A 14,771-nucleotide genomic window follows, 5' to 3' on the forward strand; every position below is an offset into this window, starting at 1 on the left:
TCCTCCAACCGTCCCTCATTTCGCCGGGGAAGCCCGCCGGAAGGAGCGCACATGCACTCCAGACGTGCCGTCCTGACCACCGCCGCGGCGGCGGCCGCCGCCTGCGCCGCGGGCGCCGTCCCCGCGGCCGCCGCGGGCCCTGCCCCAGCCCGCCCGGGGGCCGCCCCCACCGCCGTACGGGAGCGGATGCGGCGTCTCATCGCCCGTATGACACCGGAGGAGAAGGCCGGTCAGCTCTTCGTGATGCGGGTCTACGGGCACTCCGCCACCGATCCGGACCCGGCCGACGTGGACGCCAACCGCAAGGAGATCGGCGTCGCGAACGCGGCCGAACTCATCGCGAAGTACCACGTCGGCGGCATCATCTACTTCAGCTGGGCGCACAACACCCGCGATCCGCACCAGATCGCGGAGCTGTCCAACGGCATCCAGCGGGCGGGCGCGGCGCAGCGGCTGCCCGTCCCGCTGCTGATCTCCACCGACCAGGAGCACGGCATCGTCGCCCGGATCGGCGCGCCCGCCACCCTGTTGCCCGGGGCGATGGCGCTCGGCGCCGGCGGTTCGCGCGCCGACGCCACGACCGCGGCCGCGATCAGCGGCGCCGAGTTGTACGCGATGGGTATCCGGCAGGACTTCGCCCCGGACGCCGACGTCAACGTCAACCCCGCCAACCCGATCATCGGCGTCCGTTCCTTCGGCTCCGACCCGCAGGCCGCGGCGCGGATGGTCGCCGCTCAGGTGCACGGCTACCAGGGTGCGGGGGTCGCCGCCGCCGCCAAGCACTTCCCCGGGCACGGCGACACCGACGTCGACAGCCACGTGGGGCTGCCCACCATCCACCACACCGCCGAGGAGTGGGAGCGGCTGGACGCGCCGCCGTTCCGGGCCGCCGTGGCCGCCGGCATCGACGTGATCATGACGGCGCACCTCGTCGTCCCCGCCTTCGACCCCAGCGGGGACCCGGCGACCCTCTCGCACCCCATCCTCACCGGACTGCTGCGCGAACGGCTCGGCTACGACGGTGTGGTGATCACCGATGCGCTGGGGATGCAGGGCGTCCGCGAGAAGTACGGCGACGACCGGGTGCCGGTGCTGGCGCTCAAGGCCGGGGTGGACCAGCTGCTCAACCCGCCGGACCTCGCCGTCGCGCACGCCGCGGTCGTCCGCGCGCTGAAGGACGGTGAGCTGTCCGAGGAGGCCGTCGACGCCAAGCTGGAGCGGATCCTGCTGCTCAAGGAGCGCCGCGGACTGTTCGCCGACCCGTACACCTCGCGGGCCGCGGTCGACCGGGTGGTGGGCGTCCGCCGCCACCTGGACACGGCCGACGCGCTCGCCGACCGGACGACGACGCTGCTGCGCAACACCGGCGGGGTGCTGCCGCTCTCCCGCCGCCGTGAGCGCCGGGTGCTGGTGGTGGGGGCGGACCCGGCCGCGCCGTCCGGGACGGGCGGCCCGCCCACCGAGGTGCTGGCCCGGGAGCTGACCGGCCTCGGTTTCGCCGCGACCGCGCTGTCCACGGGCACGGCACCGGACGGGGAGCTGATCGGCGCGGCGCTGGCGGCGCTGACCGGGCGGGACGCCGTGGTCGTCGCGACGTACGACGTCACGCCCGGCTCCCCGCAGCGCACGCTGGTCGAGGCGCTGCTCGCCACGGGAAAGCCGGTGGTGCAGCTCGCGGTCCGCAATCCGTACGACCTCGCGCAGCTCGACGGGGTACGCGCGGGGCTGGCGTCCTACGGGTGGACCGATGTCGAGGTGCGGGCGGCGGCGCGGGTGATCGCCGGGCGGCGGTCGCCCCGGGGCCGGTTGCCGGTGCCGGTGATGCGGGCCGACACACCGGACGAGGAGCTGTACCCGGTCGGCCACGGACTGACGTACTGACATCGCGGTACGGGGCGCGCCCCTCCCGGGCAAAGGGGCGCGCCGTATCGTTTTGTCAACCGTGGCCGTGCCGGAATGCGCAGGTCAGGGGCGCAGGGGCGGGGTGCGGCGCAGTTCCTGGCGGTCCAGCTTCCGGTCGTGGGGGGCCTGTGCGGTGGCCTTGCCGCCGGTGTCGACGCCCGCCCACTTCAGGAGGGAGGCGGTGGCCTTCGTACGGTCCGCGTCCTTGAGCTTGGCGATGTTGGAGCCGTGGTTGCCGCCGGGGACGGTGTAGACGTAGGAGTCCCGGGCGCCCTTGCCCAGCTCGAAGTGTTCCGAACTCCACGGGTCCCACTGGCCGTTGACGAACATCATCCGCTGGGCGTGGTGGCGCACCCAGCGGTCCACGTCGGGCATGGCGCGCCGGTCGAAGCGCATCGGGATCTCGCGCGGCACGAAGGTGCGGGAGTTGTTGATGCCCGGGTACTTCAGCAGGCCCTTGAGGTGCGGGTAGCCGTATCCGGGCTCACCGAGCTGGGTGCCGGCCTGGTAGTAGTACGGCGTGTACGGCTCCATGCCCTGGTCGGTGTAGCTGTCGAAGCCGCCGACCTCGTCCATCCACGTCCACAGCGCGTCGGTGGAGACGTCCGGGGCGGGCACGTCCTTGCAGGCGGTCGCGGCCGGCTGGTACTGCCAGAAGCCGAACTCCAGGTCCGTCACCATCACTTCGTAGGCGCGGTCGACGGAGCCGAAGAGGCGGAAGGTCTTCTTCTCCTTCTCGGCCCAGCGGGCGAACCGCTCGTCCATCTCGTCGCGGCGGTTGAGCGCCTCGCGGGTGATGTCGTGCAGCGCGCTGCGGCACTCCTGGGTACCGACGGTGCGGAAGAACCGGTCGTACGCGGAGTCCTCGTCGTTGACGACGTCGTTGGGCGCGACGTAGGCGACGGTGCCGTTCATGTCGCCGGGGTGGAAGCGGCGGTAGTACGTCGCCGTCATCCCGCCCTTGCTGCCGCCGGTGGCGATCCAGTTCTTGCCGTAGATGCCGTGCAGTGCCCGGTAGATGCGGTGCTGGTCGTCGGCGGCCTGCCGGATGTCCAGCTTCTTCCAGTCGGCGGGCTGCGGCCGGGAGGGCGTGAAGTAGCGGTATTCCAGGGACACCTGGTTGCCGTCGATGATCTGCGTCGGCTCGGTGCGGGACGGAGTGGTGCTGACGTTGTAGCCCGAGGTGTAGAAGACGGTCGGGCGGTCGACCGCCTTGTGCAGCACCGTCAGCCGCTGCTCGAACGTGCCCCGCGCCGGGTGGCGGTGGTCGATCGGCTGGGTGTACGTGAGGACGAAGTAGCGGTAGCCGTCAACCGGCTTCTCCTCCACCAGGTGCATGCCCGGTATCGCGAGCAGGCGCTCCTTGATGTCCTTCGCCTCCGGCGCGGCGGTGGCCGCTCCGGCCGGAACGCTGGTCGCGCCCGCCGTGCCGATCAGCACGGCGAGCGGCACCAGCCAACGGAACGTTCTTCGCATGATCCCTCCCCAGGGGTCGCGGAATTCGCGCCGAACCTACCCGGGGGAATCGGGGCCGACCAGCACCGATGGGTAACGTCTGACTGGCGGAGGAGCGCCCCGCCGGCCGTACGGATCAGACCCGCGCCGTCACCTCCCCACCGGTGAAGGCGCGCCACAGGGCGGCGTAGCGGCCGTCGCGCGCCAGGAGTTCGGCGTGGGAGCCGTCCTCGGCGACGCGGCCGTGGGCCATCACCACGACCCGGTCGGCGCGGGCCGCGGTCGTCAGGCGGTGGGCGACGACGAGAGTGGTGCGGCGCCCGGCGAGCCGGTCGGTGGCCTGGTTGACGACGGCTTCGGAGGCGAGGTCGAGGGCGGCGGTGGCCTCGTCGAGCAGCAGGATGTCGGGGTCGACCAACTCGGCTCGGGCCAGGGCCAGCAACTGGCGCTGACCTGCGGAGAGGTTACGGCCACGCTCGGCGACCTCGTGGAGGTAGCCGCCGTCGAGGGCGGCGATCATCGGATGGGCGCCGACCGCGCGGGCCGCGGCCTCCACCTCCGCGTCGGTGGCGTCCGGCCGCCCGTAGGCGATGGTGTCGCGGACCGTACCGGCGAAGAGGTACGACTCCTGGGGCACGACGCCGAGGCGGTGACGGTAGCCGGTGAGATCCAGCTCCCGCAGGTCGATGCCGTCGACGCGGACGGCACCGCCGGTCGGGTCGTGGAAGCGGGCGACCAGCTTGACGAGGGTGGACTTGCCGGCGCCGGTCTCACCGACGAAGGCAACGGTCTGACCTGCGGGGATCGTCAGATTGATGTCGGACAGCGCCTGTTCGGCGCCGTCGGGGTCCGTGCCGTAGCGGAAGTCCACACGGTCGAAGGTGATCTCGCCGCGCAGCTCGGGCACCGGGCGGGGGTCCGCGGCGGCGGGTGTGGTGCTCGGCTCGCGCAGCAGCTCCTGGATCCGCCCGAGCGAGACGGATGCCTGCTGGTAGCCGTCGAAGACCTGGGAGAGCTGCTGGACGGGGGCGAAGAACAGGTCGATGTAGAGGAGGTAGGCGACGAGCGCACCGGCCGTCAGGGTGCCCGCGCCGACCCGTCCGGCGCCGACGATCAGCACCAGGGCGGCGGCGACCGACGACAGCAGCTGCACGAACGGGAAGTACACGGATATCAGGAACTGGCCGCGGACCCGGGCCTGGCGGTAGGCGTGGCTGCGGTCGGCGAACCGCGCGGCGCCCATGCCCTCACGCCGGAACGCCTGGACGATCCGCAGCCCGGCGACGCTCTCCTGGAGATCGCCGTTGACGACGCTGATCCGCTCACGGGCCAGCTCGTACGCCTTGACGCTCTGCTTGCGGAAGACGTACGTGCCGAGGATCAGCGGCGGGAGGGTGGCGAAGACGACCAGGGCCAGCTGGACATCGATGACGAGCAGGGCGACGAGGATGCCGCCGAAGGTCAGCACCGATACGACGGCGGTGACCAGGCCGGTCTGCAGGAACGTCGACAGCGCGTCGATGTCCGTGGTCATCCGCGTCATGATCTTGCCGGTCAGCTCGCGCTCGTAGTAGTCGAGGCCGAGCCGCTGGAGCTGGGCGAAGATCTTGACGCGGAGGGAGTACAGGACGCGCTCGCCGGTGCGGCCGGTCATCCTGTTGCCGCCGATCTGCGCGGCCCACTGGACGACCACCGTCACCAGGGCGAGAAGCGCGGCCGTCCACACCCCGGCGAGCACCCCGCGGCGCACGCCTTCGTCGATGCCCTGCCGGATGAGGACCGGGACGAGGAGACCGCCGAGGGCGTCCACCGCGACCAGGCCCAGGGCGATCAGCAGCGGCCCGCCGAAGCCGCGCAGCAGCCGCCGCAGACCGTACGAGCCCTCGGCCGCGGCGGCCCGCTCCTCGTCGATGTCCGGGGTGTCGGTCGCCGGCGGGAGGGCGGCGACCTGTGCGAGGAGTTCGGGGGTGGCGGCCGGTCCGGTCATGCCCTCCGGGGCGCCGTCGGGGTCGCGGCGGACCCACAGCTCGGGGGTGATGCCGTCCGGCCCGGGGGCGCCTTCCGGGGCGGCAGGGCGCGCGCCGTCGGGGTGTGCGCCGTCGGGGTGAACGGCGTCCGGGAGTGCGCCGTCGGGGCGGACCTCCCCGAGGTCCGTGGGGAACGGGTCCAGCAGACCGGTCGCGGCGGATTCGCCGCCGAAGGCGCCCGCCACCTCCCCGGCCGGATCGTGCGGGACGCCGCCCAGCTCGTCCGGGTCGGTCAGCAGGCTCCGGTAGAGCGGGCAGCGGGCGGTGAGTTCCTCCTGGGTGCCCACGTCGACGAGGCGGCCGCCGTCGAGCACGGCGATGCGGTCGGCGAGGGCCAGGGTCGAGGCCCGGTGGGCGATGAGCAGCGTCGTACGGCCCGCCATCACCCCGCGCAGCGCCTCGTGGATCTCGTGCTCCACCCGGGCGTCGACGGCGGAGGTCGCGTCGTCCAGCACCAGCAGCCGGGGGTCGGTGAGGATGGCGCGGGCCAGCGCTATCCGCTGCCGCTGGCCCCCGGAGAGCGTCAGGCCCTGCTCGCCGACCTTGGTGTCGTACCCCTCGGCCAGCTCACGGATGAAACCGTCGGCCTGCGCGGCGCGGGCGGCCGTACGGATCTGCTCGTCGGTGGCCTCCGGGTGGCCGTACGCGATGTTGTCGCGCACCGAGTCGGAGAAGAGGAAGCTGCTCTCGGGCACCAGGCCGATGGCGGAGCGCAGCGACTCCAGGGTGAGGTCGCGGACGTCGTGGCCGCCGATCAGGACGCGCCCGGCGGAGACGTCGTAGAAGCGGGGCAGCAGCAGGGAGACGGTGGACTTGCCGCTGCCGGAGCGCCCGACGACGGCGACGGTCTCGCCCGGGGCGATGCGCAGCGAGAAGCCGTCCAGTACGGGGCGGGAGGTGGCTCCGCCCGGGGCGGGCTCGCCGGAGGTGCCGTCGGCGGCCGGGGTCCCGGCGTCGGGCTCGGGCCCGGTGGCCCCGCCGTAGCCGAAGGTCACGGCGTCGAACTCGACGGTGGCGGGGGCGTCGGCGGGGAGGACGTGGGCGTCGGGCCGCTCCTCCACCACCGGGTCGGTGTCGATGAGCTCGTAGACCCGCTCGACGCCGGCCCGTGCCTGCTGGCCGACGGTCAGCACCATGGCCAGCATCCGGACCGGGCCGACGAGCTGGGCGAGGTAGGTGGAGAAGGCGACGAAGGTGCCGAGGGTGACCTCGCCCCGGGTGGCCATCCAGCCGCCGAGGGCCAGCATCGCGACCTGGCCGAGAGCCGGGACGGCCTGGAGAGCGGGGTTGTAGACGGCGTTGAGGCGCACCGTGCGCAGCCGTCCGGCGAAGAGCTTGCGGCCCGCCTCCCGGAGCTTGCCGGTCTCCTGCCGCTCCTGCCCGAAGCCCTTGACGACCCGGACGCCGGAGACCGCGCCGTCCACGACCCCCGCGACCGCGGCGGCCTGGCTCTGGGCGTACCAGGTGGCGGGGTAGAGCCGTGCGCGGCTGCGTTTGGCGACGAACCACAGGGCCGGGGCGACGGCCAGCGCGATGACCGTGAGCAGCGGCGAGAGCACCAGCATCACGACCAGCGAGACCAGGAAGAGCAGGACGTTCCCGATCATCATCGGGGTCATGAAGAGCAGACTCTGGATGAGCTGGAGGTCGCTGGTGGCGCGGCCGACGACCTGACCGGTGCTCAGCTCGTCCTGGCGCCGGCCGTCGAGGCGGGCGATCGAGCCGTACATACGGGTGCGGAGGTTGTGCTGGACGTCGAGGGCGAGCCGCCCGCCGTAGTAACGGCGGACGTAGGTGAGGGCGTAGACGACGACCGCTGCGACGATCATGAGGGAGGCCCAGGGGGCGAGCGAGCGGTCGTGGCGGACGATCACGTCATCGATGATCAGCTTCGGGATGAGCGGGACCAGCGCCATGACCGCCATCCCGCCCAGCGAGGAGCCGAGGGCCAGCAGCACATCCGTCCGGTGCCGCCAACAGTCGTACGCCAGCCTCCGCGCCCAGCTCTGTTCTGCCATGTCCGTCCCCGCCACCCGGTGCCTCCCGCGCCTTGTCCTTGACGGAAATCTCCAACATCGCGGTCGGCCGATTTCATCCCGCCGTAACACTTCGCGCGGCGGTCGGTGCGGAAATCAGGGTTCGTCCCCGAGAAGGTGTCAGGGCCGTCAGGGGCGATATCAGGGACATCCCTGATGGCGTCCACGCCCGCCGACCGTCACGCTGAGTGACATGAGAACACGGAATCGCACACGCGGCCTCTTCAGCGGCGGCCTCTTCAGTCCCGTAGCCGTACTGCCCGAGCGGTACGGCGCCGTCTCCTTCGGCCTGCTGGCCGGCGCTCTCCTCCACGTGCGCGGGCAGGGCGGGGGTGCGGCCGGCCGAGCGGAGGGCGCGATATCCGGCCGACCGTGACACGGGCGGTGTGCGGGGGCGGCCGGGCAGCGGGTCCCGTTCCGGCCGCCCCCGCGGGGCGCGGTGGTGGCGGTGCGGGTCAGTTCCCGGCGCGGCCCTCGCGGGCTTCGTCCACCGTCAGCTCGGTGATGCCGGGGCGCTTCTTCGGCGTCCCGTCAGGGTTCGGCCGCGGATCGCCGTGAACCGTGACGCGGACGTACCGCGCCGGTGTGCGGCCCGCGTATCCGGTGCCGGTCCAGTGGCTGCCGTCCCGCGAGACCTGCACGGTGTAGGAGACGGGCTGCGTCGCGTTCCAGTGCGGGGTGATCTGTCCGACGGTCGTGACGCGGCCGAGGTCGGTGGTGAGCGTGCCGTCGGCGGCGTCGGGCACCCACGCGGTGGTGGAGTTGCCGTCCACGGCGGCGCCCGCGTACATACCGGGCTCCTCGGACGTCGCCGTCGCCGGGGTGCAGCGCGCGGCGTTGTCCGTGGGCGTGAGGTCGGGCCGCCGGGTCGTGAGGACGGCGGGCGCGCCGATACGGGCCGTCCGGGTGCCCTGCGGTGTCTCGACCGGCAGGGGCGCGCCGGCGGTCAGCCGGACGCGTGTGCGGTGCGCGCCGATCTCCACGTCGTAGGTCCGGCCCTGCCAGCGCAGACCGCGCAGGGTGACACCACGGGAGAGCTGCGGCGGCAGCGTCGGGTCGAGGTGTACGGCGTTCTCGCGCAGCCGCAGCCCGGTCAGGCCGTGGGTGAAGGTCTGCAGGAAGCCGCCCTTGCCGGTGAGGAAGTCCTGGGCGGGCTGCCCGGCGTGCGGGTCCTCGGCACCCGCCTTGTCGCCGCGTGCCTCGGAGAACTGCGCGAACGGGCCGCGGACGAACGGCTTGATGGACCGTTGGAGGTAGGTGTAGGCGGCGCAGCCGGGTTCCCCGAGGGCGGCGGCGTCGATGGCGTGGACGGAGTCGGTCATGGCCGGGCCGTCCGGGTCGGTGCGGGCCGCGTAGTAGTCGAGTGTGTCCGCCGCCTGCTGTGTGGTCATGGGCCATTCCAGGGGGTACATCAGCAGCACGGTGTCGGCCTGCTTGATGGTGGTGCCCCGGTATCCGGCGTACTGCGCGAAGACCTTGTTCTTGGCGTCGTAGGGGATGCGCAGCTTGTCGGCGATGGTGCGCCAGGCCGCGGGGGCCGGCTCACCGAGGACGGCGGCGACGCGCAGGGCGTGCCGCAGCGCGGTGGCGGCGCCCGCGTTGGTGAAGACCCCGTCGTCGACGCCGTTGCTGTACTCGTCGGGACCGGCGACGTTCTTGACGGAGTAGCTGCCGTCGGCGTTTCGGGTGGCGCGGGAGGCCCAGAACTCCGCGATGCCCTTGAGCACGGGCCAGCCGCGCGACCGCAGCCAGGCGGTGTCCTTGGTGGCGAGGTAGTACTGCCAGGTGGCGAGGGAGATGTCGCCCATGAGGTGGTTCTGGGTGCGGCAGTGCGGCGGGTCCCAGCTGTGGCACTCGCTCCACAGATCGCCCTTGCTGCCGCTGGTCCAGGAGTAGAACAGCCCGGCGTAGCCGAGCTTGCGGGCGTTGGCGCGGGCGCCCGCACGGGTCCGGTAGCGGTAGTCGACGATGGACCGGGCGAGCGCGGGGTGGCTCGCCAGCAGGCTCGGGTACATCCAGGTCTCGGCGTCCCAGAAGACCTCGCCCGCGTAGTTGTCGCTGGTCAGTCCGGTGGGACCGATGCTGTTGCGGTTTCCGGCGCGGGTGGCGGAGAGCAGTCCGTACTGCGCCGAGCGGAGCCAGGACTGCAGTTCGGGCTGGCCGGCCACCTCGATGTCGCTGCGCCACAGGGCGCGCCAGGCGGCGGTGTGGCGGGCGAAGAGCGCCGGCCAGCCCCGTCCGGCGGCCCGCAACGACGCCGAGCGGGCGGCCGCGCGGGGCGAGCGGGAGGTCAGGGCGGTGTCGACGCCGATGTATTTGGTCAGTTCGTAGCCGCGGCCGCTGCGGACGGGGAAGGTGACGCGCTGCCGGTTGGTCAGCCCGGAGGCGCGGGCCGGGACCCGGGCCGGGCGGGCGTGGATCCGCGGCCCGGGGCGCAGCGTCGAGGCGACGGCGCCATCGGTGGCCGTGCCGTCGGTGCGGAAGGCGACGTCCATGGTGCCGTGCGCGGAGGAGGTTCCGGTGGCCTTCATCCGGCGGGCGCCGCGGCCGTCGAGAGCGTCGGTGACGGTCGCCGTGCCGCTCCAGTGCGGGGTCATCCGCAGGCGTACGGCGCCGGTGTGGGCGTCGGTCCGGTCGGCGAGGACGTCGTAGACGAGGTCGGTGGCGCGGCCGTCGGCGGTGGTCCAGGTCAGGGAGGTGCGGAGGTAGCCGCAGCGCAGGTCGAGGATCTGCCGGTAGTGGGATATGCGGGCGGCGGGGGTGGCGGAGGAGTAGGTCTCGGCGCCCGGTCCGCCGGCGGTCACGTCGAGTGTGGTCCAGGTGGGGATCGCCGCGACGGCCTGCCGGCCCTCGACGTTCGCGGGGCCCTTGGCGTAGAGCCCGGAGACGAACGATCCGTCGTAGGCGGGGGTCTTCAGCGGCCAGCCGGTGACCCCGCCGGGGGCGGCATAGCCGGTGCCGTTGGGCGGAACGCGTTGGCCGAGATAGCCGTTGCCGACGTACGCGTGGTGGCTGTCCTCGGGGTCGATACGGGTCGAACCGGCCGTCCATCCCGGGCCCTTTCCGCAGGGCGCTCCCCGGTCGGCCCCGGCGTGCGGGGCGGCGCCGGGCGCGGCGGCCCGGGGACGCACGGTGGCCGACGCGGGGGCCGCGGCCGCGAGCAGGGTCACCGCGACGAGCGGTGCGAGCACCCTGCGGGAGCGGGCGGCCGTGCGGGCCACGGGGTGACGCTCGGGGGATGGCGGGTACGCCGGATGCCGTGCCGTGTGATTCATCGCTCTCCGTCGTCCGTGTGCGGCCCTGCTCCGCAACTGCCCGGCGCGGGCCGCTTCCTGGGGGTATCGCGGCGTCCTTGCGACGTCAGGGGTGACCTTAAGCACGTCGCGCCGCCGAGCGCACCGAAATCGGGCATTTGACGGGGCTCCGATTGGTCAAGCGGAGATCGATGCGGCAAACTTTTAGACTGACCAGTCAGATCAAAGGAGGGGCAGTGGACACCACCCGTCAAGGGGCGGCGGTCATCGCCAAGGGGATCGGCGTCAAAGGACCGCGCGGATGGGCCTTCAGAGGTGTCGACATCTCCGCGGAGCCCGGTGCGCTGATCGCGCTGCAGGGCCCCTCGGGCTCCGGCCGCACCTGCCTCCTGCTCGCCCTCACCGGCCGGATGCGGCTCGCCGAGGGTCAGGCCGCCGTCGCGGGCTTCCCGTTGCCCAAGCGGATGGGCGCGGTGCGCGGGCGGACGGCGGTCGCCCACGTGCCGGGCGTCGCCGAGCTGGAGCCGGCCCTCACCGTCGCCGAACACCTCAAGGAACAGGCCCTGTTGGTCGGCCGGCTCAAGGGCTCCCCGCTCGGCGGGCTCTCCTGGGGCCGCCGCCACAAGCAGGAGCGCCGGGCCCGGATCGAGGCGGCACTGGCGGCCGTGGGGCTCGACCCCGACACCCTGCCGAAGGGGCTGAACACCGCCGTCCGCGACCTCGAACGCCCGGAGGCGCTGCGGCTGTCCCTGGCGCTCGGCATGCTGCACGAGCCGCACCTGCTCGCCGTCGACGACATCGACCTCAAGCTCTCCGCCGCCGAACGCGACCAGATCTGGGGCCTGTTGCGCGATCTGGCGGCGGCGGGCACCACCGTCGTCGCCGTCGCCGGTGACGCCCCCGAGGACGCGCTGATCGTCCGTACGGATTCCGGCGCCACGGCCGCACCGGGCGCCACCACCGATGCCACGACCACCGCCGGCCCGCAGGGCCCGGCCGACACCCACGAGGAGGAAACAGCGCATGCGTTCGCCGAAACTGGCCGCGCTTGAGCTGAGGCGTTTCGGCCGGGGCACACTCCCCCGGCTCGGCATCATCGCTCTCACGCTGATCCCCCTGCTCTACGGAGCGCTCTACCTCTGTTCCTTCTGGGACCCTTACAGTCGCCTGGACAAGATCCCGGTCGCCCTCGTCAACGACGACAAGGGCGCCACGGCCGACGGCAAACAGCTCGACGCCGGCTCCCAGCTCGCCAAGAGCGTCCGCGACAGCGACACGTTCGACTGGCAGGAGGTCGGCTCCGGTGAGGCGGCGAAGGGCCTGGAGGACGGCAGGTACTACCTCTCGCTGACGATCCCCTCGAACTTCAGCGAGCGCATCGCGTCCAGCGGCGGCGACTCCCCGCAGACCGGCGCGCTCCAGGTCCGTACGAACGACGCCAACAACTACATCGTCGGCTCGATCTCCAAGACGGTGTTCTCGGAGATCCGGGCCAAGACGTCGGCGAAGTCGTCGCGGCAGTTCCTCGACAAGATCTTCGTCTCCTTCTCCGACCTCCACGACCAGACGCAGAAGGCCGCCGACGGCGCCGGAAAGCTGGACGACGGGCTGCACGACGCCAAGGAGGGCGCGGGCAAACTCGCCGACGGGCTCGGTACCGCCGAGGAGAGCACCGGCAAGCTGTCGGGCGGTCTCGGCAAGCTCAACGAGGGCTCGGGCAAGGTCAGCGACGGTGCGGACACCCTGCACGACAAGGCCGGGCAGCTCGGCAAGGGCGCATCCGACCTCCACTCCGGCATCGGCCAGGCACAGGCCAAGGCCCAGCAGCTGAGCAAGGGCGCCGGGCAGGTCGCCGACGGCACCCAGCAGCTCGCCACGGCGGTCAACGGCCTCGCCAAGAAGGACCTCCCCTACCTCAAGAAGCACAGCGAGGAGATCGCCAAGGGGGCGCGGTTCGTCGCCGACCTCACCGAGGCCCTCGACCACGACCTGGGCACGCTGCCGGGCAACTCCAGGACCGCCGCGGCCAAGGCACGGCAGGCGGCCGACGACGCGGCCGCGGTCTACCGCAAGCAGTGCACCGCCGGCTCCACCAACGCCGAGTGCCCGGAGCTGAAGGGCGTCGCCGTCGGTACCGCCGCCGCGGCGGACGCGGCGGAGAAGGTCGACAGCGCCCTCTCCCGCCTCGACCTCGGCGCGCAGCGCGCCAAGCTGCGCGAGATCCACCAGGGCGCGGTGATGGTCGCCGAGCAGGTGCCGGCCCTCGCGAAGAACGCCGACGGCCAGATCGCGCAGATCAACAAGTTGAACGCCGGGGCGCACCAGGTGGCCGACGGCGCCGAGCGGTTCGCCACCGGGCTGGGCGCGCTCTCCAACGGCAGTGCCAAGATCGCCGACGGCAGCGGCCGGCTCGCCGACGGCGCGGGCGACCTCGCCGACGGCGCGGGCCAGGTCCACAACGGCATCGGTGACGCCAAGACCGGCACCGACCAGCTGGCAGGCGGCCTGGGCAAGCTGAAGGACGGCGCGGTCTCCCTCAACGGCGGCCTGTACAAGCTGAAGGACGGCTCCAACCAGCTGGCCAGCGGCCTGAACAGCGGCGTCGACAAGATCCCCGACTACGACAAGAAGCAGCGCGACGCGCGGACCGAGGTCATGGCCGACCCGGTCGAACTGGCCGCCAAGTCGATGCACAAGGCGCCCAACTACGGCACGGGCCTCGCCCCGTACTTCATCCCGCTGTCCCTGTGGGTCGGCGCGATGGTCGCCTTCATGCTGCTCCAGCCGCTGAGCAAGCGGGCGCTCGCCGCGGGCGCGCCGGGCTGGCGGATAGCCCTCGGCTCCTGGCTCCCGGCCTTCGCGATCGGCGTGGCCCAGGTCCTGGCGCTGATGGCCGTACTCCACTGGGGCCTCGGCCTGGAGATGGCGCGGGCGACCGCCACGGTCGGCTATCTGCTGCTGGCGACGGCGTGCTTCACCGCCCTGATCCAGCTGCTGAGCGCGGTCTTCGGACCGGCGGGCCGGGTGCTCACCCTGGTCATCCTGATGCTCCAGCTGACCTCGGCGGGCGGCACCTACCCGGTGCAGACCAGCCCCGGGTTCTTCGCGGCGATCCACCCGTTCCTGCCGATGAGTTACGTCGTCGACGGGCTGCGCCGTCTGATCACCGGCGGCGACCTCTCGGTCGTCACCCAGGGCAGCATCGTGCTGGCGGTCTTCACCGTCGCCTCGCTGGCCCTGACCTCGCTGACCGCGCGGGGCCGGCAGGTCGTCCGGATGAAGGACCTGCATCCGGAACTCAGCCTGTGACCGACACCGCCACAGGCCGTAGGGGCGGTGCCGCTGACGGCACCGCCCCCGCGGCGGGTTCCCGCGCCGCCCGGCGGGAGAGCACCCGCCGCAAGCTCTTCGAGGCCGCCGTCACGCTCATCGCCGAGCAGGGCTTCTCGGCCACCACGGTGGACGAGATCGCCGAGCGCGCCGGGGTCGCGAAGGGCACCGTCTACTACAACTTCACCAGCAAGAACGTCCTCTTCGAGGAATTGCTGCGGGACGGCATCGACCTGCTCGCCGCCTCCCTGCGCCAGGCCTGCGACGAGGCGACGGCGCGCGGCGGCACCCATATCGACGCCGTGGACGCGATGATCCGCGCCGGCCTGGAGTTCATCGCCGGCGCTCCCGCGCTCACCCAGCTGTACGTCGCCGAGTTGTGGCGTACCAACCGCAGTTGGCGCACCACCTTGCGGTCGGTGCGCGGCCGCGCGCTGACCGTCGTCGAATCCGTCCTGCGGGACGCGGTCGACGCCGGGGAGCTGAGCGAGGAGATCGACGTCCCGCTCACCGCGTCCGCGCTGTTGGGCATGGTGCTGGTGGCCGCCCTCGACTGGCAGTCCTTCCAGCCGCACCGCACGGTCGAGGACGTCCACGCCGCGCTGTCCCGGCTGCTCCAGGGCCGTATCGGCGGCCCCGTCGTCGCGCCCCCGGGCCCGTCCGTGGCCATTCCCCCGGCCCCCGGCTCGCGCATATCCCGCCCGGCCCGCCGGCCCCGTGCGCCGCGCGCCACCGGGCACGCCGCTCCCGCCTGAGCACGCGCGGGC

The 14,771-nt window shown here is 72.8% G+C and carries 7 protein-coding genes; 4 read left to right on the forward strand and 3 right to left on the reverse strand.

Annotated features, from left to right (window positions below):
• The first annotated feature begins 51 nt into the window (after positions 1–51).
• Complete coding sequence (locus ACZ4M8_RS04145) at positions 52–1,881, forward strand: glycoside hydrolase family 3 protein (protein WP_467603129.1); 1,830 nt, start codon at positions 52–54, stop codon at positions 1,879–1,881.
• Positions 1,882–1,965: 84 nt separating this feature from the next.
• Here ACZ4M8_RS04145 and ACZ4M8_RS04150 read toward each other — a convergent pair whose 3' ends face one another.
• The 3 genes from ACZ4M8_RS04150 to ACZ4M8_RS04160 all read right to left on the reverse strand — a co-directional run bounded on the left by ACZ4M8_RS04150 (position 1,966) and on the right by ACZ4M8_RS04160 (position 10,695).
• The gene (locus ACZ4M8_RS04150; RefSeq protein WP_467603130.1) at positions 1,966–3,378 is read right to left on the reverse strand and encodes a S28 family serine protease; all 1,413 of its coding nucleotides are present in this window, start codon (positions 3,376–3,378) and stop codon (positions 1,966–1,968) included.
• A gap of 115 nt (positions 3,379–3,493) precedes the next feature.
• Positions 3,494–7,402: an ABC transporter ATP-binding protein gene (locus ACZ4M8_RS04155; protein WP_467603132.1), complete on the reverse strand. Its 3,909-nt coding sequence runs from the start codon at positions 7,400–7,402 to the stop codon at positions 3,494–3,496.
• A 473-nt stretch (positions 7,403–7,875) separates the two neighbouring features.
• Positions 7,876–10,695 (reverse strand): discoidin domain-containing protein, encoded by a 2,820-nt coding sequence (locus tag ACZ4M8_RS04160; protein ID WP_467603133.1) that lies wholly within the window; start codon positions 10,693–10,695, stop codon positions 7,876–7,878.
• A gap of 215 nt (positions 10,696–10,910) precedes the next feature.
• Between ACZ4M8_RS04160 and ACZ4M8_RS04165 the strand changes: the two genes are divergently transcribed.
• The 3 genes from ACZ4M8_RS04165 to ACZ4M8_RS04175 are packed head-to-tail and all read left to right on the forward strand — an operon-like array spanning position 10,911 to position 14,759.
• Positions 10,911–11,726 (forward strand): ATP-binding cassette domain-containing protein, encoded by an 816-nt coding sequence (locus ACZ4M8_RS04165; RefSeq protein ID WP_467603135.1) that lies wholly within the window; start codon positions 10,911–10,913, stop codon positions 11,724–11,726.
• A complete protein-coding gene (locus ACZ4M8_RS04170; protein WP_467603136.1) occupies positions 11,698–13,983 on the forward strand; it encodes a YhgE/Pip family protein in 2,286 nt (761 codons plus the stop codon). Before ACZ4M8_RS04165 ends, ACZ4M8_RS04170 begins: the two co-directional genes overlap by 29 nt.
• Entirely contained in the window at positions 13,980–14,759 is a 780-nt protein-coding gene (locus tag ACZ4M8_RS04175; RefSeq protein WP_467603137.1) for a TetR/AcrR family transcriptional regulator, read from the forward strand. Before ACZ4M8_RS04170 ends, ACZ4M8_RS04175 begins: the two co-directional genes overlap by 4 nt.
• The last annotated feature ends 12 nt before the right edge of the window (positions 14,760–14,771 follow it).

The organism is Streptomyces sp. NPDC027185, from assembly GCF_055567035.1.

Excerpts from the sequence above, each read along its gene's own strand:
- ACZ4M8_RS04145 (WP_467603129.1), top strand. The coding sequence starts at position 52 with ATGCACTCCAGACGTGCCGTCCTGACCACCGCCGCGGCGGCGGCCGCC.
- ACZ4M8_RS04150 (WP_467603130.1), bottom strand. The coding sequence starts at position 3,378 with ATGCGAAGAACGTTCCGTTGGCTGGTGCCGCTCGCCGTGCTGATCGGC.
- ACZ4M8_RS04155 (WP_467603132.1), bottom strand. The coding sequence starts at position 7,402 with ATGGCAGAACAGAGCTGGGCGCGGAGGCTGGCGTACGACTGTTGGCGG.
- ACZ4M8_RS04160 (WP_467603133.1), bottom strand. The coding sequence starts at position 10,695 with ATGAATCACACGGCACGGCATCCGGCGTACCCGCCATCCCCCGAGCGT.
- ACZ4M8_RS04170 (WP_467603136.1), top strand. The coding sequence starts at position 11,698 with ATGCGTTCGCCGAAACTGGCCGCGCTTGAGCTGAGGCGTTTCGGCCGG.